Genomic DNA, 19,093 nt, shown 5'->3' on the forward strand with positions numbered 1-19,093 from the left:
CGGCCACCTCGATCCGTCCTCCTGTGCGGGGAGGGCGGAAGCTTCGGTCAATTGTGGACTAGACCAATCTGTCCTGTCCATCCAAAGCGCGGACCTACTGGCCCGTCACTTCCTCCAACAGTACGCGGAGTGTGCCCGTCCTGGATACTCCCGAGTACCGGTCGTGGGGAAAGTCATTCCCGTACCCGGGGTACGCTCGCAAGGTGCCCTCCATGAACGATCTCGTACGCCAGCACACCGCTCTCGGTGAAACCGACCTGGAGTGGCTGCACCTGCTGGTCTCGGAGTGGCAGCTGCTCTCCGACCTCTCCTTCGCGGACCTCGTGCTGTGGGTCCCCACCCTCGACGGCACCCGCTACGTCTCCGTCGCGCAGATGCGGCCGAACACCGGCCCCACCTCGTACCAGGACGACATGGTCGGCCACCTCGTGCCGCGCGGCCGCCGCCCGCTGCTCGACGCCGCGCTCGACGAGGGCCGGATCGTGCGCGAGGGCGACCCGGAGTGGCGCGAGGAGGTGCCGGTCCGCGTCGAGTCGATCCCCGTCCGCCGCGAGGGCCGGGTGCTGGGCGTGATCGCGCGCAACACCAACCTGCTCACTGTGCGTACACCGAGCCGGCTGGAGCTGACCTACCTCCAGTCCGCCTCCGACCTCGCGCAGATGATCGCCGCGGGCTCCTTCCCGTTCCCCGGCCAGCAGGTCGACATGGACGCCTCCCCGCGCGTCGGCGACGGCCTGATGCGCCTCGACGCCGACGGCGTGGTGACGTACGCGTCCCCCAACGCCCTCTCCGCCTACCACCGGCTCGGCCTCGCCGCCGACCTGGTCGGCCAGCACCTGGGCACCACCACCGCCGAACTCGCCCCGTCCCGGGGCCCGGTGGACGAGGCCCTGGCCAAGCTCGCCAGCGGCTGGGCCCCGCGCGAGACCGAGGTCGAGGGCAGCGGCGGGGTCATCCAGCTCCGCGCGATCCCGCTCAAGCCCAAGGGGACCCGGATCGGCTCCCTGGTCCTGTGCCGGGACGTCACCGAACTGCGCCGTCGCGAACGTGAACTGATCACCAAGGACGCCACCATCCGGGAGATCCACCACCGGGTGAAGAACAACCTCCAGACGGTGGCCGCGCTGCTGCGCCTCCAGGCCCGCCGGATGGACTCGGAGAGCGGCCGCGAGGCGCTCAACGAGGCGGTGCGGCGCGTCGGTTCGATCGCGATCGTGCACGAGACCCTTTCCCAGAACCTGGACGAGCGCGTCGAGTTCGACGAGATCGCCGACCGCGTGATCGCGATGGTCGCCGAGATCTCGCCCGGCAAGGTGCAGTGCCGGCGCGTCGGACGGTTCGGGATCCTGGACGCGGAGGTGGCCACTCCGCTGTCGATGGTGCTGACGGAGATCCTCCAGAACGCCCTGGAACACGCCTTCACCCAGGGGGAGGGCGGCACGGTGGAGGTGACCGCCGCCCGCAGCGGCTCGGGCCGCACCGACGGCCGGCTGCTGATCACCATCCTCGACGACGGCTCCGGCCTGCCCGAGGGATTCGACCCGCAGAAGGCCGGCAACCTCGGCCTGCAGATCGTCCGCACCCTCGTGGAGGGGGAGCTCGGCGGCACCTTCGACATGGTCCGCGTCGAGCCGCGCGGCACCAAGGTCGTCCTGGACGTGCCGGTCAGCTCACAGAAGTAGCCCGCACGGCCCGTCACCCAGCGTGACGGACCGGCGCGGGAAAAGCACTGAGCCCCGGACCGGAACCTTCTCAGCGGTAGCTGGGGGAGGTCATCGGTCCGGGGCTCAAGAGCACGTTGCCAAGCGCTATACGGGTACTACGCGCTGCACGTCGAGGCTCGAAAGTCGATATCAGGCGCTGGCGTTGCGCGCCCGGTTGCGAGCGGCGCGGCGCTTCATGGCGCGGCGCTCGTCCTCGCTCAGGCCGCCCCAGACACCGGAGTCCTGGCCGGACTCGAGCGCCCACTGCAGGCACTGCTCCATGACGGGGCAACGGCGGCAGACGGCCTTGGCTTCCTCGATCTGCAGCAGCGCAGGACCGGTGTTGCCGATGGGGAAGAAGAGCTCGGGGTCTTCCTCGCGGCAAACGGCGTTGTGACGCCAGTCCATGGCTGCTCCATCTCCTTGTATTGCGGGCAGGTTGCTTGTGAATGTGAACGCTTTCACGAATCCCCCCGTGAGGGAAGGGCCGACGCCCAGTTGGCCTGGTGCGGTCCAAGATTCGTGGTGGGGTTCTGGCGCTCTGTGTGGGTGCCGGGTTCTGCGGGCTGTCCCGATCGCCATGTAGAGATTCGCAAACCTCGGACGGGGATACAACCCCTTCCGGAAAGTTTTTTTGGATTCGTCGGTGTCGACTAGGTCACAGCCCTAGTTCCTAGGGGTGGACCGGCGTGTAAACGTTCGACTGAAAGGACTTTGGGCTCTTCTACTCACACAATCACACGCAGTGCACGGCGAACGCCTGTGAACCGAACGCTGGTGCGCACTCCGAGGTGATCGCCGTCCATCTGGAAAGGGAGGGGAACCTTCGAATGCAAGGTGAAGTCGGTCAGATCGTGCAGAGACAGCGCGTGCTTGCCGTGCGGACCCCGCTCAGGAGTCGAGGTCAGGAGCTGTGTCGCGTACCGCGCGACCGCCGGAGTTGACAAACGGTCCAGCGCCAATACGTCAAGCGCGGTATCGAACGAAGCTTCCGGAGACGCGTACAGAGGACGATTTCCCAGGTACGTCCACGGCGAGGTGTTGCAGACTATCGACAGCACCAGATCCGTCACCGGATCCGCGCCCGGCTGCTCCAGCGTGATCGTCCCGTGCCGGCGGTTGGGCTCCTCCCAGAACTGCCGCATCAGCTGTCGTACATACAGGGCGTGCGTCGAACGCTTGCCCCGCTCCCGCTGCTGCTCGACCCGCCCCACCACACCCGCGTCGAAGCCGAAGCCCGCGCAGAACGTGAACCAGCGCGACGGGACCGACTCGTCCTCCGTCCCCGGCACCCCCGCGGCCAGCCCCAGGCCCACCGTCCGCTCCCGCCGCTCCCGCAGCGCGTCCAGCAGGGCACCGGTCGCCTCCACCGAATCGTTCGGCAGCCCGAGCGCACGGGCGAAGACGTTCGTGGATCCGCCCGGCACCACCGCCAGCCGCGGCAGCCGCTCCGGATCCGGGCCGTCGTGCAGCAGCCCGTTCACCACCTCGTTGACGGTGCCGTCCCCGCCCAGCGCCACCACCAGGTCCAGCCCCTCGTGCGCGGCCTTGCGCCCCAGGTCGCGGGCGTGCCCCCGGTACTCGGTGGTCACCGCCTCCAGCTTCATCTCGCTGGCCAGGGCGTGCGTCAGGACGTCGCGCGTGCGCGCACTGGTGGTCGTCGCTGCTGGGTTGGCCACGAGAAGTGCACGCATGGTCGCCAGACTACCCACCCCCGCGCACCCGCCCCCTACCGACCGTCCCCGCCCGGGCCCGGCCCGCCGCGGCTACCCTGCTGGGGTGAGCAAGAAGCCGAGCCCCCGCACCCCCGCCGCGTCCCCCGAAGGCCCCGCCGCCGACGCCGCGGAGCCCAAGACGCTGCCCGGCCGGCTGACCGCGGCCGCCGTACTGACCGCCCTGGAAGGCCTCGCCCTCGCCGGCCTCGGCGTCTACATGCTGTTCGTCGGCATCGCCGGCCACCCCGACTCCCCGCAGCAGGCCGAGACCGGCGGAGCGACCCTGCTCGCCCTCGCCGCGCTCCCGCTCATCGCGGCGCGCGGGCTGCGCCTGGGCCGCCGCTGGAGCCGTGGCCCCGCACTGATCACCCAGCTGATGGCCCTCCCCGTCGCCTGGACCCTGTGGACCACCGGCGGAGCGATGACCGCCGCCGCCGTGGCCCTCGCCCTGGCGGCGGTGGCCGTCACCGGGCTCCTGGTGAACCCGACGGCGACCGAGGCGCTGGGCATCGGGCCCGCGGACCAGGCCCGATAACCCCTCCAGCACCTGTCGATCACTCCTCGACGAGGAGCTTGTCCCGCAGCTGGGCCAGCGTGCGCGCCAGCAGCCGGGAGACGTGCATCTGGGAGATGCCCACCTCCTGGGCGATCTGCGACTGGGTCATGTTCCCGAAGAAACGCAGCAGCAGGATCCGCTTCTCCCGCGGCGGCAGCCCCTCCAGCAGCGGCTTGAGCGACTCGCGGTACTCGACACCCTCCAGCGCCTCGTCCTCCGAGCCCAAGGTGTCCGCCACCGCCGGCGACTCGTCGTCGGTGTCCGGCACGTCCAGCGACAGCGTGCTGTAGGCATTGGCCGATTCCAGCCCCTCCAGCACCTCCTCCTCGGAGATCCCCAGCCGCTCGGCCAGCTCGTGGACGGTGGGGGAGCGGCCGTGCTGCTGGGAGAGTTCCGCCGTGGCCGTCGTCAGCGACAGCCGCAGCTCCTGCAGGCGCCGCGGCACCCGCACCGCCCAGCCCTTGTCACGGAAGTGCCGCTTGATCTCGCCGACCACCGTCGGGGTGGCGTACGTCGAGAACTCCACCCCCCGGTCCGGATCGAACCGGTCCACCGACTTGATCAGGCCGATCGTCGCGACCTGCGTCAGATCGTCCAGCGGCTCGCCCCGGTTGCGGAACCGCCGTGCCAGGTGCTCGACCAGCGGCAGGTGCATCCGCACCAGCCGGTTGCGCAGCTCCGCCCGCTCCGGGGACCCGTCGGGCAGCTCCCGCAGCTCGAAGAACAACGCCCGCGCGCCACTGCGGTCCCGCGGATCCGGCAGCGCCACGTGCGCCTCGCCCGGCCCCTGGGGAGCCAGGGCCTCCGGTGGCTGGGATTGGTCGTGCTGGTTCTCGCTCATAGGGCCCGCCCGTCGCTCCGCCGAGTCCAAAAAGCCGTCTTCCGCATCCGCGTCAGCCGGGTGCGGCCGGGCGTGGTGCTGCTCCGGGATGCCGCCGTCGACCTCGTGCCGTACCCGGGGCCGATCCCCGCCCCGCACCGGGATCTCCCCGCCGCTCACGCCGGGCCTGGCCCCGCGCCGCGCTGTTTGTAGAGGCTGATGCTCACCGTCCGGTTGTCCTCGACCGTCGCCTCGACCTTCCCGGCCAGCGCGGACAGCACGGTCCACGCGAACGTGTCCCGCTCCGGCGCGCGCCCGTCGGTAGTGGGTGCGGAAACGGTCACTTCCAGTGAATCGTCGATCAACCGGAAGACGCAGCTGAGGACGGAGCCCGGCACGGCCTGCTGGAGCAGGATCGCGCAGGCCTCGTCCACCGCGATGCGGAGGTCCTCGATCTCGTCGAGGGTGAAGTCCAACCGTGCCGCGAGACCGGCCGTGGCCGTTCGCAGCACCGACAGGTAGGCACCCGCAGCCGGCAGCCGGACTTCCACGAAGTCCTGGGTCCCGGGCTCGCCTGCGATCTGGGACACCCTCACCTCCAAGGTGGTACGAGCTCTGTTCGCCGGTGACGCTATCGCGATCCGGGCGATCGTGTCGCGGCACCCCTCATGGCGCCCTCTGTGGAGCGCCCGGGCCGACCCCACCTCTGTGCAGTGACTGATGGTAAGCACACGGGTACACACAGTGGCTAGGGGTCTGCGGGCCCAATTCGGGGGAACCGGCGGAGGGTTGAACTACCCCGCTTCAGACGATCGAACCGTCGACAAAACACCAACGCCACGTCTCACCCGGTTCGAAGCTGCGCATCACCGGATGACCCGTCTCCTGGTGGTGCGCGGTGGCGTGCCGGTGGGGAGAGCTGTCGCAGCAGCCCACGTACCCGCACCCCAGGCACATCCTCAGCTGGACCGGATGGCTTCCGAGCACCTCGCATTCCGGGCACGTCAGGGCACGCGGGACGGGCTCGGGGCGCGGCAGTTCGGCAACGTGGGTGCACTCGCTCATGATGGCCAGGTTACGGCCAGGGTGCGGGTGGGGCACCGGCGACGACGGATGGGGATGGATCTTCGATGGAGGTATTGCCGCTGGTGGCGCTGGTGGCGGTGAGCGCCGCCGTGGCGGGGGCGGCCCGGCGCACGCCCGTGCCGGCGCCGCTGCTGCTGGTCGCGGTGGGACTCGTCGCCGCGTACGTGCCCGGGGTGCCCTCGTACGCCCTCGACCCGCACATCGTGCTGCCGCTGCTGCTCCCGCCGCTGCTGCACACGGCCGCGGTCGACAGCTCGTACCTGGACCTGCGGGCCAACCTGCGGCCGATCGCCCTGCTGTCGGTGGGGTACGTGCTGTTCGCGACGCTCGCGGTGGGCTGGGTGACGTACCTGCTCGTACCCGGGGTGTCACTGCCGGTGGCGCTGGTGCTGGGCGCGGTCGTGGCCCCGCCGGACGCGGTCGCGGCCACCGCGATCGCCCGGCGGCTCGGGCTGCCGAACCGGGTGACGACCATCCTGCAGGGCGAGTCCCTGGTGAACGACGCCACCGCCATCACCGCCTACAAGGTGGCCCTGGCCGCTGCGGTCGGGACGAGCGCCGGCTGGTCGGGCGGGCTCGCCGAGTTCCTGCTGGCCTCGGTGGGCGGGGTGGGGGTGGGCCTGCTGCTGATGGTCCCGATCCACCAGCTGCGGAAGCGGCTGCGGGAGCCCCTGCTGCAGAACACCCTGTCGCTGCTGATCCCCTTCGTGGCCTACGCGGCCGCCGAGCGGGTGCACGCGTCGGGCGTCCTGGCGGTCGTGGTCGTCGCCCTCTACCTGGGGCACCGCAACTGGCAGGTCGACTTCGCGACGCGGCTCCAGGAGGAGGCGGTGTGGAAGGTCGTCGCGTTCGTCCTGGAGTCGGTGGTCTTCGCCCTGATCGGCCTCCAGCTGCCGGTGGTCCTGCGGGGCCTGAGCGAGTACGAGGGCCTGGCGGCAGCCTGGTACGCGATCGCGGTGTTCCTCGCCGTGGTGGTGGTCCGGTTCGCATGGGTGTTCCCGGCGACCTTCATGCCGAGATGGGTCTCGGAACGGATCCGCACGCGGGAGCCCGACACCGACTGGAAGTCCCCGGTGATCGTCGGGTGGGCGGGGATGCGGGGGGTGGTGTCCCTGGCGATCGCGTTCTCGGTGCCGATGAGCGTGCCGCACCGCAACCTGATCCTGTTCCTCACCTTCACCACGGTGATCGGGACGCTGGTGGTGCAGGGCCTGACCCTCCCGCCCCTGATCCGGGCGCTGAAGCTCCCGCCGCGCGACGCCCAGGCGGAGACCCTGGCGGAGGCCCAGGCCCAGAGCGAAGCCTCGCGGGCGGCGGAGGAACGCCTCGCGGAACTCCTGGAGGACCCGGCGAACAGCACCCTGCCGCCACCCCTGGTGGACCGCCTGCGCACGGTCCTGGAACGGCGCCGCAACGCGGTGTGGGAGCGCCTGGGCGAGGTCAACCCGGTGACGGGCGAATCGGCCGACGACGTCTACCGGCGCCTGGCCCGCGAGATGATCGAGGCGGAACGCGAGGTCTTCGTGACCCTGCGGGACCGCCGCCGCATCGACGACGAGATGCTACGGGGCCTGCTGCGCAGGCTGGACCTGGAGGAGGCGGCGGCGTACCGGGAGGAGGCGGGGTGAGGGCCCGCCATCGCCCCCTCGAGGGGTAGGGGCCGGGCGGTGTCTGCCCACCCACCTCGCAGCGGGGCCCGGGCGGGCCGGAACCGGACAGCGGACCGGCACTGAGTGTGGCCCCGCCCACCTCAGCACCGGTCCGCTGTCCCGTTCCGGCCCGCGGGGATCCCGCCGCGATGGCGGGCCCGCCCCTACGCCCGCCCCGTCACGATCGCCGCCAGCGTCGTGCCTCGGGGGAACGTGCCGTCCTGCGTCAGGGTCGTCAGGGCGCGGAGGAGCTTCGCGACGTAGATGCGTTCCACCGGGAGGCCGTGGCGGGACTCGAAGTCCTCGGCGAAGGCTTCGAGGGATGGGGGGACCCGGGCGTAGCCGCCGTGGTCGTGGCCCTCGGCCAGGGTCCAGTTGGGGGTCGGGGCTCCGAAGGCGGCCGTCTGGAGGGAACGTATCTCCGGCCCCAGGAAGCCGCCCGCCAGGACCGGGACGCCCAGGGCGCGCTGGCCCGGGGCCAGGCCGGCCGCCAGGCCGGCCAGGGTGCCTCCCGTGCCGCAGGCGACGGCCACCACGTCGCAGGCGCCCCGCAGTTCGCGCCCCAGCTCCGCGCACCCCGTGAGGGCGAGCGGGTTGCTGCCGCCCTCCGGGACCAGGTACGCGTCCGGGGCCCCGGCGGCCGTCAGGAGGCGGGACAGGACCTCCGGCTCGGCCTTGCGCCGGTACTCGGAGCGGGTGACGAAGTGCAGCCGCATCCCGTCGGCCGCGCAGCGGGCCAGGGAGTCGTTGAGGGGGCGGTCCGCGAGCTCGTCGCCCCGGACGATGCCGACCGTCTCCAGGCCGAGCAGCCGTCCGGCGGCCGCCGTGGCACGGAGGTGGTTGGAGTAGGCGCCGCCGAAGGTGACGAGCTGGTCGTGGCCCGCCTCCAGGGCGGCTCGGAGGTTCGGCGCGAGTTTGCGCCACTTGTTGCCCGGGAGTTCCGGGTGGACGAGGTCGTCCCGCTTGAGGAGGAGCCGCACCCCGTGCGCGGCGAAGCGTTCGTCGGCCGCCTCGGCGAGGGGGGACGGCGGGCGGGGGCGCAGCTCGGGGTGGGTCACCCGTCCATTGTCACTTCAGCCGGTCGGCCACACGTTCGCGCAGCCAGTCCATCGTGAAGCCCTTGGGGTCGATCTTGCCCGGCTGCCATTCCAGGTGGCCGATGACCGAGCGGGCGCCCCAGCCGTGGACGCGGCACAGGGCCGCCGCCGCGCGGGTGATGGCGTCGAGCTGGACAGCGGGCCAGGGGTCCTCACCGTCGCCGAGGTTCTCGCACTCGAAGCCGTAGAAGTAGCGGTTGCCGTCGGTGTCGGCCTGGTGGGCCGGGGGGAGGCGGCGTTCCGCGACGACCGCCGCGAGGACGTCGGAGTCGCCGGCGCCGGCGTGGTTGGCGCGGCCGTAGCCGACGAGGTGGACGCGGCCGTCCTTGGTGATGACCCCGTGGCAGAGCGGGCCGGGCAGGGCGCGGTCCCCGTCGCGGCAGAGTTCCACGGTGTAGTCGGTGCCGTGGGTGACGGTGTGGTGGATCATCACCCCGTGCACCGGCCCCCAGGGGCCCTTGTGGTTGCGGTTGTGCGTGCGCCAGCTGCCGACCTCGACGACGGTCAGGCCTTCGGCGCGCAGGGCGTGGATGAAACGGTCCGCGGACATGGGTGCGGACATGGCCGCCTCCCTTACGGTACGTGCTCGGTTCGTTACGTACCGGTGTAGTGGAAGCGGCCCTTCCGAGACTAGGGCGTGTTTCGGCCAGCCGTCACGCCGAGGCGAGCCGGAGGGCGGGGGCGCAGACCTCGTAGTGGCTGGGTGCCGCGGGCGGGGCGCCCCGGGATGGACGTCAGGGGCCGTTGAACCCTGAAGGATGCCCGGTGCGGCCCGGAGTAGTCCCACCCTTTTGTGTAATGGTCCGACCGCATTGCGTGCTGAAAGGCTTCTCTACCGCAGACCATGGAGTAATCGAAAGGCGAAGACATGTCGGTCCAGGCGGGCTCCGAACCCGAAGCCCAGACACCGCAGCGCAGTCTCGGCACCGCGGCCGCGCGGAACTTGGCGAGCACCACCAAGTCCGCCCCGCAGATGCAGGAGATCACCTCGCGGTGGCTCCTGAAGATGCTCCCCTGGGTCTCGGTGCAGGGCGGCACGTACCGCCTCAACCGCCGCCTCAGCTACTCCGTCGGCAACGGCATCGTGGAGTTCGTCAAGACGGGCAGCCAGGTCCAGGTCATCCCGGCCGAACTCGGCGAACTGCCCCTCCTGCGCGACTACACCGACGAGGACGTCCTCACCGAACTCGCCGCCCGCTGCCGGCAGCTCGACTTCGAGGCCGGCCAGGAGCTCACCTCTTTCGGCAGCCCCTCCGACCAGGTCTTCCTCCTCGCCCACGGCCGCATCGACCACATCGGCCCCGGCCCCTACGGCGACGACGCCGTCCTGCGCACCGTCGCCGACGGCGCCTACTTCGGCGAGGACGCCCTCACCGACGACGAGGCCATCTGGGAGTACACCGCCCGCGCCGCCACCTCCGGCACGGCCCTCGTCCTGACCCGCCAGGACTTCCAGATCCTCGCCGACCGCGTCCCCTCGCTCCGCGCCCACGTGGACGACGTGCGCACCCAGCCCGAGCGGCACGCCAACCCGTACGGCGAGGCCGCCATCGACCTCTCCGCCGGCCACCACGGCGAAGCCGTCCTCCCCGGCACCTTCGTCGACTACGAGGCCCGCCCCCGCGAGTACGAACTCTCCATTGCACAAACGGTCCTGCGCGTCCACACCCGCGTCGCCGACCTCTACAACCACCCGATGAACCAGACCGAACAGCAGCTGCGGCTGACGGTCGAGGCGCTGCGGGAGCGCCAGGAGCACGAGATGCTCAACAACCCCGACTTCGGCCTGCTCCACAACGCCGACTACGACCAGCGCGTCCAGCCCCACGACGGCGCGCCCACCCCCGACGACTTCGACGCGCTGCTCGCCATGCGCCGCGACTCCAACCTGTTCCTCGCCCACCCCAAGGCCATCGCCGCCTTCGGACGCGAGTGCAACAAGCGCGGCCTCTACCCCGAGACCGTCGACGTCGCCGGGACCCGCGTGCCGGCCTGGCGGGGCGTGCCCATCTTCCCGTCCAACAAGATCCCGATCAGCGACGCCCGGACGACGTCCATCCTCTGCATGCGCACGGGCGAGGAGAACCAGGGCGTGATCGGACTCCACCAGCCCGGGATCCCCGACGAGATCGAGCCCAGCATGTCGGTCCGCTTCATGGGCATCAACGAGCAGGCGATCATCTCCTACCTGGTCACCGCCTACTTCTCCGCCGCCGTGCTGGTCCCCGACGCCCTCGGCGTGCTGGAGAACGTCGAGATCGGCCGCTGGCGCTGATGGCCGCGAACACCATCGCCGCAGGCGAGGGACAGGAGGCGGCCGCCCTCCTGGACAGCACGAGAGAAACGGTCAACCCGGAGCTCCGCCGGGCCGTCGAGAGCCTGCCCGCCCCCACCCGGAGGGTGGCGATGTACCACCTCGGCTGGGAGCACGAGGACGGCAGCCCGGCCGCCGCCGGCGCGGGCAAGGCCATCCGGCCGGCCCTGGTCCTCGCCTCGGCGCGGGCCCTCGGAGGTCCGCAGGGCAGCCCGGAGTCCGCGGTACGGGCGGCGGCCGCGGTGGAGCTGGCGCACAACTTCACCCTGCTGCACGACGACGTCATCGACAACGACGCCCGCCGCCGCGGGCGGCCCACCGCCTGGACCGTCTTCGGGATCCCCGACGCCCTCCTCGCGGGCGACGCGATGATGGCGCTCGCCCTGCGGATGCTCGCCGACGACCCGCACCCGGCCTCGGCGCGGGCCTCGGCACGCCTCGCGGCCTGCATCGTCGAGCTGTGCGCCGGGCAGCAGGCGGACTGCGCCTTCGAACGGCGTTCCTCCGTCACCCTGGAGGAGTGCCTGGCCATGGCCACGGCCAAGACCGGCGCCCTCCTGGGCTGCGCCTGCGCGGTCGGCGCGCTGTACGCGGGCGCCGGGCCGGAGGAGGTCGAGGCGATGGACGCCTTCGGACGGGAGGCGGGCCTGGCCTTCCAGCTGATCGACGACCTGATCGGCATCTGGGGGGACCCCGGGCACACCGGCAAGCCGGCCGGGGCCGATCTGATCGCCCGCAAGAAGTCCCTCCCGGTGGTGGCGGCCCTCGGCTCCGGCACCGAGGCCGGGGAGGAGCTCGCCGCCCTGTACGCCGGCCCCATGACCGGGGACGAGGACGTCCGGCGGGCCGCCCGGGCCGTGGAGCGGGCCGGCGGCCGCGACTGGGCGCAGGACCACGCCGGCGACCGGATGGGCCGGGCGGTGCAGGAGCTGTCCCGCGCGGTGCCGGACGTGGCGGCGGCGGGCGGGCTGCTGGCGCTCGCGGAGTTCGTGACGCGCCGTACGAAGTAGACGGGGAGGATGGCCCGTTCCGGCACCGCGGGGGTGCCGGAACGGGCCTATCCGCGCGCTCCGGCCAACTCTAGGATCACTCGCGGTCGTTGACGCGTGAGTGAAGGGTGTGACCCGTGGTGCTGGAGATACGTCAGGCGGATCAGTCGGACCGGGACGCCGTCGCGCGTCTGCTGGACGAGGCCTTCCGCAGCGACCCGGTCAGCTCCTGGGTCTTCCCCGACCCCGCCCACCGCGCCGCCGTCCACGGCAGGTTCCTCGGGGTGTTCGTCGACGTGGCCCTGGCCGAGGGCCGGATCGACTACGCGGCCGACGGCTCGGCGGCCGCCCTGTGGCTGCGGATACCGGCGGGCGAGCCGGAGGGCGAGGACGAGATCCCGGCCAAGATGCGCGCCGTGGCCGACCCCGGCAACGAACGCTGCGAGCTCGTCGGACGGCTCACGGGGGCGGTCCACCCCACCGCCGAGGAGCACGAGTACCTGCTCATGATCGCGGTCGCGCCCGGGCGGCAGGGCGAGGGGCTGGGCACCGAGCTGATCCGGCCCGTCCTGGAACGCTGCGACCGGGAGGGGGTCCCCGCGTACCTGGAGGCGAGCAGTGAGCGGAGCATGCGGCTCTACGAGCGGCTGGGCTGGGAGCTCACCGGCGAGGCGGTGCGGCTGCCGGACGGCCCGCTGATGTGGCCCATGTGGCGCAAGCCGCTGGGCGCGGGGGCGGGGGACGGGCCGCGTGCCCGGGTGGTGGGCGACCACGGTCCTCGTACCGGGCGGACGCGCGGAAACGGCCTACCGTGGAGGTATGGCCGGTGAACAGCGACGAGAACACGCGCATCCGACGGTCGCCCCGCAGGCCGGGCACGCACAGCAGACCTGCCCGGCCTGCGGGACCCCCGTGGAGACGGTGGTCCGGCGCCACAAGTCCCTCGGGATCTTCGTACCCACCTGGGGCCCGGGCCCCTGCCCGTCCCCGGACTGCCCGCGGCACGTGCCCGCGGAGGGATGACCCTCCGCGGGTGCTGCCGTACCGCGGGTGCTGCCGTACCGCGGGCGGGTGCGGGATCAGCCCTTGGTGCCGAGACCCGAGGCGACCAGACCGTTGGCCCACAGCTGGTTGACGCGCGAGCGCTCCGTGCTGTTCGGGTAGGCGTTCGTGCACGAGGTACCCGGACCGCCGCCCGACATCAGCTCGCTGCACGGACCCGAGTAGTGGTCCGGCAGACCCAGCACGTGGCCCGTCTCGTGGGCCGTCACACGGGTGGAGTTGTACTGCTGGTTCTGCGCGTAGTCCAGGAAGATGTAGCCCCGGCCGTGCCCGTCCGTGCTCGCGTACGACCCCCGGGAGTCGTTGCCCTCGTAGTACGAGAAGTTCCCGCCCGAGGACACCTCCTGCAGCTTCACGTTGGAGACCGAACCGTTCCAGATACGGGTCGAATTGGCTATCTGCGTACGGAAGCTGGGCGCGTTGCGGGTGTTGTAGGTGACCGTGACGACCGCCGTGGCGCTCGGGTTCGCGGCACGCTGCTCGGCCACCGCGCGCTGGACGGCCTCGAAGAACGCCTTGTTGGCGGCCTGGTTCTCCTGGGAGCGCTCGTACGCGGCGTAGCTCGCCGGGCTGCCGCCCGCCGGGGTCGCGGCCGTCGCGCTGGGGACGACGCCGCCGAGGACGGCGGCGACACCGAGGCCGACGGACGCGGCGGACAGCATGGTCCTGCGGGAGTGGCGCATGTGGGGGGCTCCTACTCATCAGGTGCAGTGGGGGGTGGATTGGGTGATCCGGTACCGGAGTCTGCGGGAGCGGAAGGGGCCGGCGGATGATGTCAGAGGCCGATAACACCGCCCTATCGGGGGGTTTCGGCGAGATTTACCTTGGTCAACTAGCGTGAGAATGGCGGGATTCGGGGGGCTATAGGTGGCTGGTGCGGCCCCCTGGGGCCCGCCTACCCTCGGGTCATGGAGCTCGAGGTGAGGCACCTGCGCGCGCTGTGCGCCATCGCCGACGCCGGCAGCCTGCACAAGGCCGCCCGGCAGCTCGGCGTGAGTCAGCCCTCCCTGACGACGCAGCTGCGCCGGATCGAACGGGCCCTGGAAGGCGAGCTGTTCCTCCGTGAGCGGACCGGCTGCCGGCCGACCCCCTTCGGGCGCACGGTGCTCGGGCGGGCGCGGCCGCTCCTCGCCGAGATGGCCGCACTGGTCGCCGAGGCGCGGGCCGCCGCGCACGGGCCCCGGCTGCGGATCGGCTCGACCGCGAGCCGCGCCCTGCCGGGGTGGCTGCGCCGGCTGCACCGGCGCGCACCGGAGACGGAGACCACGCTGGTGGTCGACGTCTCGGCCAACGCGCTGCTGCGGATGACCGCCGCCGGGCAGCTGGACGTGGCCTTCGTGCACGAGGTGGAGGGCAGCCCGCTGCGGGTGCCGGACGGCCTGGAGCTGCGGGTGCTGATGGAACGCGAGCCGCAGTTCGTGTCCATGTCCCTGGACCATCCGGCGGCCCGGTCGGCGGTGGTGGAGTTACAGGACCTGGCCGGGGACCGCTGGACGGTGGACCCCTCGGTCGACGGCGAATGGGACGGCCTGCGCCGCGTGTTCGCCCGCGCCGGCCTCACCCCGCAGGTCCTGCACGCCGACTACCACACGGCGGCGTCACTGATCGTCAGCGGCGAGGCGGTGGCCCCGTGCCAGCCGACGTCGGGCCCCCGCGACGACATGGCGATCCGCCCGTTGCTGGGCGACCCCCTGGCGGTCCGCCTCCTGCTGGCCACCCGCCCGGGGGAACACGCCGAGGCCTACGAGGACCTCCGCGCCGCCTACCGCGAGGCGGCCCTGGGGACGCCGCCGTACCGGGCCTGGCTGTCACGGCAGGGGAGTCCGCTGCTGGTGGCTTAGGCGGGCCATCGCCATCGCCCCCTCGAGGGGTGGGGGCCGGGCGGTGTTTGCCCACCCACCTCGCGGCGGGGTCCGGGCGGGGCGGGCCGGGTCAGCGGACCGGGGGCGGGGGAGGGGCGGGGTCTCGGTTGGGCGGTCTCAGGGATGGGTTGGGGCTTTCCCGTCAGTCCTTGTCTTTCCGGGGCGGGACGGGCTGTCAAGGGTCGCCGAAGGCGATCGCGAAGCGACGCGACCGAAGGGAGCGCCCTTGACAGGGCGGCCCGAACCGGAAGGACAGTGGGACTGACGGGAAAGCCCCAGGGCTGCTCTGAGACCGCCCAGCTCAGACCCCGATCCCGTGGGTCCCGGGTGCCCGTCCTCCGCCGCCGCATCGCCGGAATCCCGATTCCCCCGCTCGGCCCCCGTCCGGCCCCCCAGTCCGCCCCCCGCTAGGCCCCCGTCCGGCCCCCCGCTGTCCGCCCCCGCCCCGCCCCCCGACGCCGCGCCGGACCGGGTGCGTGCTTGACTTCGGGGTAGCGCGATATATCGTGTTCTACAGAAGACGCGATATGTTGCGTGCGTCGTCGTCAGTCCATGAGGAGGAGCAGCACCATGCCTGAGCAGATGACCTGGTCCGTCCCCGCCCCCCAGCGGATCGCCTTCGAGCAGCCGGTCACGGACCTGCGGGTCCGTGTGGTCGGCGGCACCGTCAACGTCGTCGCCTCCGAGGACGGGCCCGCTCGGCTGGAGGTCACCGAGGTCGACGGGCCCCCGCTGCACGTGGTGCAGGAGGGCGGCGTCCTCACCGTGTCCTACGAGGACCTGCCCTGGAACGGTTCCCAGGGCTTCAAGAAGTGGTTCGAGGGCAAGCCCTGGAAGGCCTGGTCCGGCTCCTCCGCCGACGGGCGCAAGGCCTGGGAGCGCAGCGTCACCGTCACGCTGACGGTGCCCGCCGCCACCGCCGTCCAGCTGGCCACCGTCAGCGCGACCGCGTTCGTCTCCGGCATCTCCGCCGCCACCGAGGTCACCGGGGTCTCGGGCGACGCCACCCTGGTCGGGCTCTCCGGGCGGGTCAAGGCGCACACCGTGTCCGGCGGCGTCGAGGTGCAGTCCGTCACGGGTGAGCTCGGCTTCCACTCGGTCTCCGGCGGACTCACGGTCGTCGACGGCGCCGGCGGCAGCGTACGGGCCGACTCCGTGAGCGGTGACATGCTCATCGACCTCGCCCTCGACGGGGCGGCCGGCCGGCCGGTGGACATCTCCCTCAACTCCGTCTCCGGCCAGGTGGCGATCCGCCTCCCGCACCCCGCCGACGCCAGGGTCGAGGCCAACACCGCCACCGGCAGCGTCTCCAACGGGTTCGAGGACCTGCGCGTCACCGGGCAGCTGGGCGCCAAGCGGATCACCGGCACCCTCGGCAAGGGCTCGGGCACCCTGCGGGCCACCACCGTCTCGGGGTCCATCGCCGTGCTGCGCCGCCCGCAGGCGGACGCCGAGGCAGCCGCTCCTCTCCAGCTCGACAAGAAGGTGCTCTGACATGCCGCCCGTCTTCGCCCACGGCCGCCTCCGCCTCTACCTCCTCAAGCTGCTGGACGAGGCGCCCCGCCACGGCTACGAGGTGATCCGCCTGCTGGAGGAGCGCTTCCAGGGCCTGTACGCGCCCTCCGCGGGCACGGTGTACCCGCGGCTGGCGAAGCTGGAGGCCGAGGGGCTCGTCACGTACGCCACCGAGGGCGGGCGCAAGGTGTACTCGATCACCGAGGCGGGCCGCGCCGAACTGGCCGACCGGGGCGGGGAGCTGGCCGACCTGGAGCTGGAGATCCGCGACTCGGTGTCCGAGCTGGCCGCGGAGATCCGTGACGACGTCCGGGGCGCCGCCGGTGATCTGCGGCGCGAGATGCTGGCCGCGGCCAACGCCTCGGCGACGCAGCCCGAGGACGAGTCCTGGAAGGCCGCCAAGGAGGAGCTCCGCAAGGCGCGCCAGGAGTGGAAGGAGCAGGCCCGCCGGGCCAAGGACGAGAGCCGCCGGGCCCGTGAGGAGGCCCAGCAGGCCCGCCGCCAGGCCAAGGAGGCCCAGGAGCGGGCCCGCGAGGAGGTGCAGCGGATCGCCGCGCAGCTCCAGGAGCAGCTCAGCAAGACGGGCGGGGTGTTCGGCAGCCTGGCCGGGGCCTGGCTGGGCGGCGGCAACACGGCCGCCGCGCCCGAGACGCCCACCGCCCCCGGCCCCTCGGGCTCGGGCTGGGCCGAGGACCTGGCGCCCACCGCGGATCCGGCCCGCGACCTGGACCGGCTGCTGGACCGGTTCCGTGACGACATCCGGGACGCGGCCCGCGACCACGGGGTCACCCCGGCCCAGCTGGCCGAGGCCCGCGCCCACCTGGCGGCCGCGGCCGCCCGCATCGAGGCGGGCCTGCGCCCGGGTGCCTAGTCAGGCCGCGAGGGCCGCTTCCACCCTCGCGTACGTGACTCCGTGGTCCGCCAGGACCTCGGAGACCGTGCCGGGGCGGGTGAGCAGGGCCAGGAGCAGGTGCGGGGTGCCGATGTGGGGGTCCTTGCGGCCCAGGGTGATGCGCAGGGACTGCTCCAGGGTCTTCTTCGCGCCCTGGGTGAAGGGGAAGTGACGCTGCTTCGGCTCGGGGCGCCCCAGGGCCTCGCGGAGCGAGGAGCCCAGCCCCCGCCTGCGGGGTGCGGGGGCCGTGAGGGCGCCCGCGCCGTGGGTCTCCTCGATGCGGGAGACGACCTCCGAGAGGTCGATGCCGAGGCCCGCGAGGGCCTCCTCGTCCGCCCGGGACATTCCGCCCCGGCGGCGGGCGGCCTCCAGGTCCGCGGTGAGCGCGGGGCCGTCGACGCCGAGGCCGTCCAGTGCGCCCCCGTTCAGCAGGGACAGCAGCAGGTGCTCCTCGGTGACGGTGCCGGCTCCGGCCGCCACGGCCTGGGCGACGGCGCCGGACACCGCGTCGCGGGCGTCCCGGGTGAAGCGTTCGAACATCAGAGCCTCCCATGCTTCTTGTGCACGGCCTGCCGGCTGACGCCGAGTTCGGCCGCGATCTCCTGCCAGGACCAGCCCTGCGCGCGGGCGCTGCGCACCTGGACGGCCTCCAGCTGCTCCAGCAGCCGGCGGAGGGCGGCCACGGCGCGCAGGCCCACGCGGGGGTCCCGGTCTCCGGCCCGTTCGGCGAGATCGGTGGCTTCGGTCATGCTGTCAATGTAGGTTGACACGGGAGGGGTGTCAACCCTGATTGACGGCGGAGTGCGGGAGGGGGTGCGGCTCAGACCGTGAGGACGATCTTTCCGAACAGGTCGCCCGCTTCGAGGCGTTCGAAGCCCTCGCGGGCGCGGTCCAGCGGAAGGACCTCGTCGATGACCGGACGGACCCCGGTGGTCGCGCAGAACGCCAGGAGGTCCTCCAGTTCGTCCTTCGTGCCCATCGTCGAGCCGACGACCTTCAGCTCCAGGAAGAAGATCCGCCGCAGCTCCCCGTGCGCAGGGGTGTCGCCGCTGGTGGCGCCGGAGATGACCAGGGTGCCGCCGGGGCGCAGGCACTTGACCGAGTGGGACCAGGTGGCCGCGCCCACCGTCTCGATCACCGCGTCCACCCGGTGCGGGAGCCGGGCGCCCGGCGGGAAGGCCTCGATCGCGCCCAGTTCCACGGCGCGCTTGCGCTTGGCCTCGTCCCGGCTGGTGGCGTAGACCCGCAGGCCCGCGGCCTTGCCCAGGACGATCGCGGCGGTGGCGACCCCGCCGCCCGCGCCCTGGACGAGGACCGAGTCGCCGGGGCGGACCCCGGCGTTGGTGAAGAGCATCCGGTACGCCGTCAGCCAGGCCGTCGGCATGCAGGCGGCCTCCGCGAAGGACAGCTCGGCGGGCTTGCGCAGCACGTTCCACGCCGGGACGCTGACCTGCTCGGCGAAGGTCCCCTGGTAGCGCTCGGTGAGCACCGAGCGGGGCTCGTCCGGGCCGACGCCGTGGCCGCTCTGGCCGATCACGGAGTGCAGGACGACCTCGTTGCCGTCCTGGTCGGTGCCGGCCGCGTCGCAGCCGAGGATCATGGGCAGTTTGTCGGCGTCGAGGCCCACCCCGCGCAGGGACCACAGGTCGTGGTGGTTGAGCGAGGCGGCTTTGACGTTGACGGTCACCCAGCCGGGGCGGGCCTCGGGGGCCGGGCGTTCGCCCAGCTCAAGGCCGCTCAGCGGCTGGTCTCGGTCGATTCGGGCGGCGTAGGCAGCGAACATGGCGCCAGAGGCTACCGGTCGGTAGGGCCCGTGACCAGGGGTGCGGGGGT

The 19,093-nt window shown here is 72.5% G+C and carries 21 protein-coding genes; 10 read left to right on the top strand and 11 right to left on the bottom strand.

The window, feature by feature from the left end:
• Positions 1 to 212: 212 nt before the first annotated feature.
• Entirely contained in the window at positions 213 to 1,682 is a 1,470-nt protein-coding gene (locus tag BX286_RS24605) for a sensor histidine kinase (protein WP_079429713.1), read from the top strand.
• A gap of 171 nt (positions 1,683 to 1,853) precedes the next feature.
• Here BX286_RS24605 and BX286_RS24610 read toward each other — a convergent pair whose 3' ends face one another.
• Positions 1,854 to 2,111, bottom strand: coding sequence for a WhiB family transcriptional regulator (locus BX286_RS24610; RefSeq protein WP_003953983.1), 258 nt, complete (start codon positions 2,109 to 2,111; stop codon positions 1,854 to 1,856).
• A gap of 320 nt (positions 2,112 to 2,431) precedes the next feature.
• Positions 2,432 to 3,397 (bottom strand): diacylglycerol kinase family protein, encoded by a 966-nt coding sequence (locus tag BX286_RS24615; RefSeq protein ID WP_079431948.1) that lies wholly within the window; start codon positions 3,395 to 3,397, stop codon positions 2,432 to 2,434.
• An 85-nt stretch (positions 3,398 to 3,482) separates the two neighbouring features.
• Between BX286_RS24615 and BX286_RS24620 the strand changes: the two genes are divergently transcribed.
• On the top strand, positions 3,483 to 3,953 hold the full coding sequence (locus tag BX286_RS24620) for a hypothetical protein (RefSeq protein ID WP_079429714.1): 471 nt from the start codon (positions 3,483 to 3,485) through the stop codon (positions 3,951 to 3,953).
• A 19-nt stretch (positions 3,954 to 3,972) separates the two neighbouring features.
• Here the strand turns inward: BX286_RS24620 and BX286_RS24625 are convergent, their stop codons facing one another.
• The 3 genes from BX286_RS24625 to BX286_RS24635 all read right to left on the bottom strand — a co-directional run bounded on the left by BX286_RS24625 (position 3,973) and on the right by BX286_RS24635 (position 5,859).
• Entirely contained in the window at positions 3,973 to 4,959 is a 987-nt protein-coding gene (locus BX286_RS24625; RefSeq protein WP_237293359.1) for an RNA polymerase sigma factor SigF, read from the bottom strand.
• Between the two features lie 11 nt (positions 4,960 to 4,970).
• The gene (locus tag BX286_RS24630; RefSeq protein ID WP_042816094.1) at positions 4,971 to 5,384 is read right to left on the bottom strand and encodes an anti-sigma regulatory factor; all 414 of its coding nucleotides are present in this window, start codon (positions 5,382 to 5,384) and stop codon (positions 4,971 to 4,973) included.
• Between the two features lie 214 nt (positions 5,385 to 5,598).
• Positions 5,599 to 5,859, bottom strand: coding sequence for a UBP-type zinc finger domain-containing protein (locus BX286_RS24635; RefSeq protein ID WP_079429715.1), 261 nt, complete (start codon positions 5,857 to 5,859; stop codon positions 5,599 to 5,601).
• A gap of 65 nt (positions 5,860 to 5,924) precedes the next feature.
• Here BX286_RS24635 and BX286_RS24640 point away from each other — a divergent pair, with 65 nt between their 5' ends.
• Positions 5,925 to 7,508 (top strand): Na+/H+ antiporter, encoded by a 1,584-nt coding sequence (locus BX286_RS24640; RefSeq protein WP_079429716.1) that lies wholly within the window; start codon positions 5,925 to 5,927, stop codon positions 7,506 to 7,508.
• A gap of 185 nt (positions 7,509 to 7,693) precedes the next feature.
• Here the strand turns inward: BX286_RS24640 and BX286_RS24645 are convergent, their stop codons facing one another.
• Together BX286_RS24645 and BX286_RS24650 are read right to left on the bottom strand one after the other, a co-directional pair.
• Complete coding sequence (locus BX286_RS24645; RefSeq protein ID WP_121016324.1) at positions 7,694 to 8,587, bottom strand: 1-aminocyclopropane-1-carboxylate deaminase/D-cysteine desulfhydrase; 894 nt, start codon at positions 8,585 to 8,587, stop codon at positions 7,694 to 7,696.
• Between the two features lie 10 nt (positions 8,588 to 8,597).
• Positions 8,598 to 9,188: an N-acetylmuramoyl-L-alanine amidase gene (locus BX286_RS24650; RefSeq protein ID WP_100862891.1), complete on the bottom strand. Its 591-nt coding sequence runs from the start codon at positions 9,186 to 9,188 to the stop codon at positions 8,598 to 8,600.
• A 306-nt stretch (positions 9,189 to 9,494) separates the two neighbouring features.
• Between BX286_RS24650 and BX286_RS24655 the strand changes: the two genes are divergently transcribed.
• From BX286_RS24655 to BX286_RS24670, 4 genes are all read left to right on the top strand, one after another.
• Positions 9,495 to 10,901 (top strand): family 2B encapsulin nanocompartment shell protein, encoded by a 1,407-nt coding sequence (locus BX286_RS24655; RefSeq protein WP_079429719.1) that lies wholly within the window; start codon positions 9,495 to 9,497, stop codon positions 10,899 to 10,901.
• Positions 10,901 to 11,950 (top strand): family 2 encapsulin nanocompartment cargo protein polyprenyl transferase, encoded by a 1,050-nt coding sequence (locus BX286_RS24660; RefSeq protein ID WP_079429720.1) that lies wholly within the window; start codon positions 10,901 to 10,903, stop codon positions 11,948 to 11,950. The genes BX286_RS24655 and BX286_RS24660 overlap by 1 nt, the downstream gene beginning before the upstream one ends.
• A gap of 116 nt (positions 11,951 to 12,066) precedes the next feature.
• Complete coding sequence (locus BX286_RS24665) at positions 12,067 to 12,759, top strand: GNAT family N-acetyltransferase (RefSeq protein WP_261993507.1); 693 nt, start codon at positions 12,067 to 12,069, stop codon at positions 12,757 to 12,759.
• Positions 12,749 to 12,952 (top strand): hypothetical protein, encoded by a 204-nt coding sequence (locus BX286_RS24670; RefSeq protein WP_079429722.1) that lies wholly within the window; start codon positions 12,749 to 12,751, stop codon positions 12,950 to 12,952. Before BX286_RS24665 ends, BX286_RS24670 begins: the two co-directional genes overlap by 11 nt.
• 56 nt (positions 12,953 to 13,008) lie before the next feature.
• Here BX286_RS24670 and snpA read toward each other — a convergent pair whose 3' ends face one another.
• Complete coding sequence (gene snpA / locus BX286_RS24675; protein WP_100862889.1) at positions 13,009 to 13,674, bottom strand: snapalysin; 666 nt, start codon at positions 13,672 to 13,674, stop codon at positions 13,009 to 13,011.
• Between the two features lie 225 nt (positions 13,675 to 13,899).
• Between snpA and BX286_RS24680 the strand changes: the two genes are divergently transcribed.
• From BX286_RS24680 to BX286_RS24695, 3 genes are all read left to right on the top strand, one after another.
• Complete coding sequence (locus BX286_RS24680) at positions 13,900 to 14,832, top strand: LysR family transcriptional regulator (RefSeq protein WP_079429723.1); 933 nt, start codon at positions 13,900 to 13,902, stop codon at positions 14,830 to 14,832.
• A 591-nt stretch (positions 14,833 to 15,423) separates the two neighbouring features.
• Positions 15,424 to 16,347: a DUF4097 family beta strand repeat-containing protein gene (locus BX286_RS24690; protein ID WP_079429725.1), complete on the top strand. Its 924-nt coding sequence runs from the start codon at positions 15,424 to 15,426 to the stop codon at positions 16,345 to 16,347.
• Position 16,348: 1 nt separating this feature from the next.
• The gene (locus BX286_RS24695; RefSeq protein ID WP_079429726.1) at positions 16,349 to 17,239 is read left to right on the top strand and encodes a PadR family transcriptional regulator; all 891 of its coding nucleotides are present in this window, start codon (positions 16,349 to 16,351) and stop codon (positions 17,237 to 17,239) included.
• Here the strand turns inward: BX286_RS24695 and BX286_RS24700 are convergent, their stop codons facing one another.
• From BX286_RS24700 to BX286_RS24710, 3 genes are all read right to left on the bottom strand, one after another.
• Positions 17,240 to 17,800, bottom strand: a complete 561-nt coding sequence (locus BX286_RS24700) for a Clp protease N-terminal domain-containing protein (RefSeq protein ID WP_121016328.1) — start codon at positions 17,798 to 17,800, stop codon at positions 17,240 to 17,242.
• Positions 17,800 to 18,009, bottom strand: a complete 210-nt coding sequence (locus BX286_RS24705; RefSeq protein WP_042818984.1) for a helix-turn-helix domain-containing protein — start codon at positions 18,007 to 18,009, stop codon at positions 17,800 to 17,802. Before BX286_RS24705 ends, BX286_RS24700 begins: the two co-directional genes overlap by 1 nt.
• Before the next feature lie 71 nt (positions 18,010 to 18,080).
• A complete protein-coding gene (locus tag BX286_RS24710; protein WP_079429729.1) occupies positions 18,081 to 19,043 on the bottom strand; it encodes a zinc-binding dehydrogenase in 963 nt (320 codons plus the stop codon).
• Positions 19,044 to 19,093 lie beyond the last annotated feature (50 nt).

The sequence above is a fragment of the Streptomyces sp. 3211.6 genome (genome assembly GCF_003634815.1).
Taxonomy (GTDB): Bacteria; Actinomycetota; Actinomycetes; order Streptomycetales; family Streptomycetaceae; genus Streptomyces; species Streptomyces katrae_A.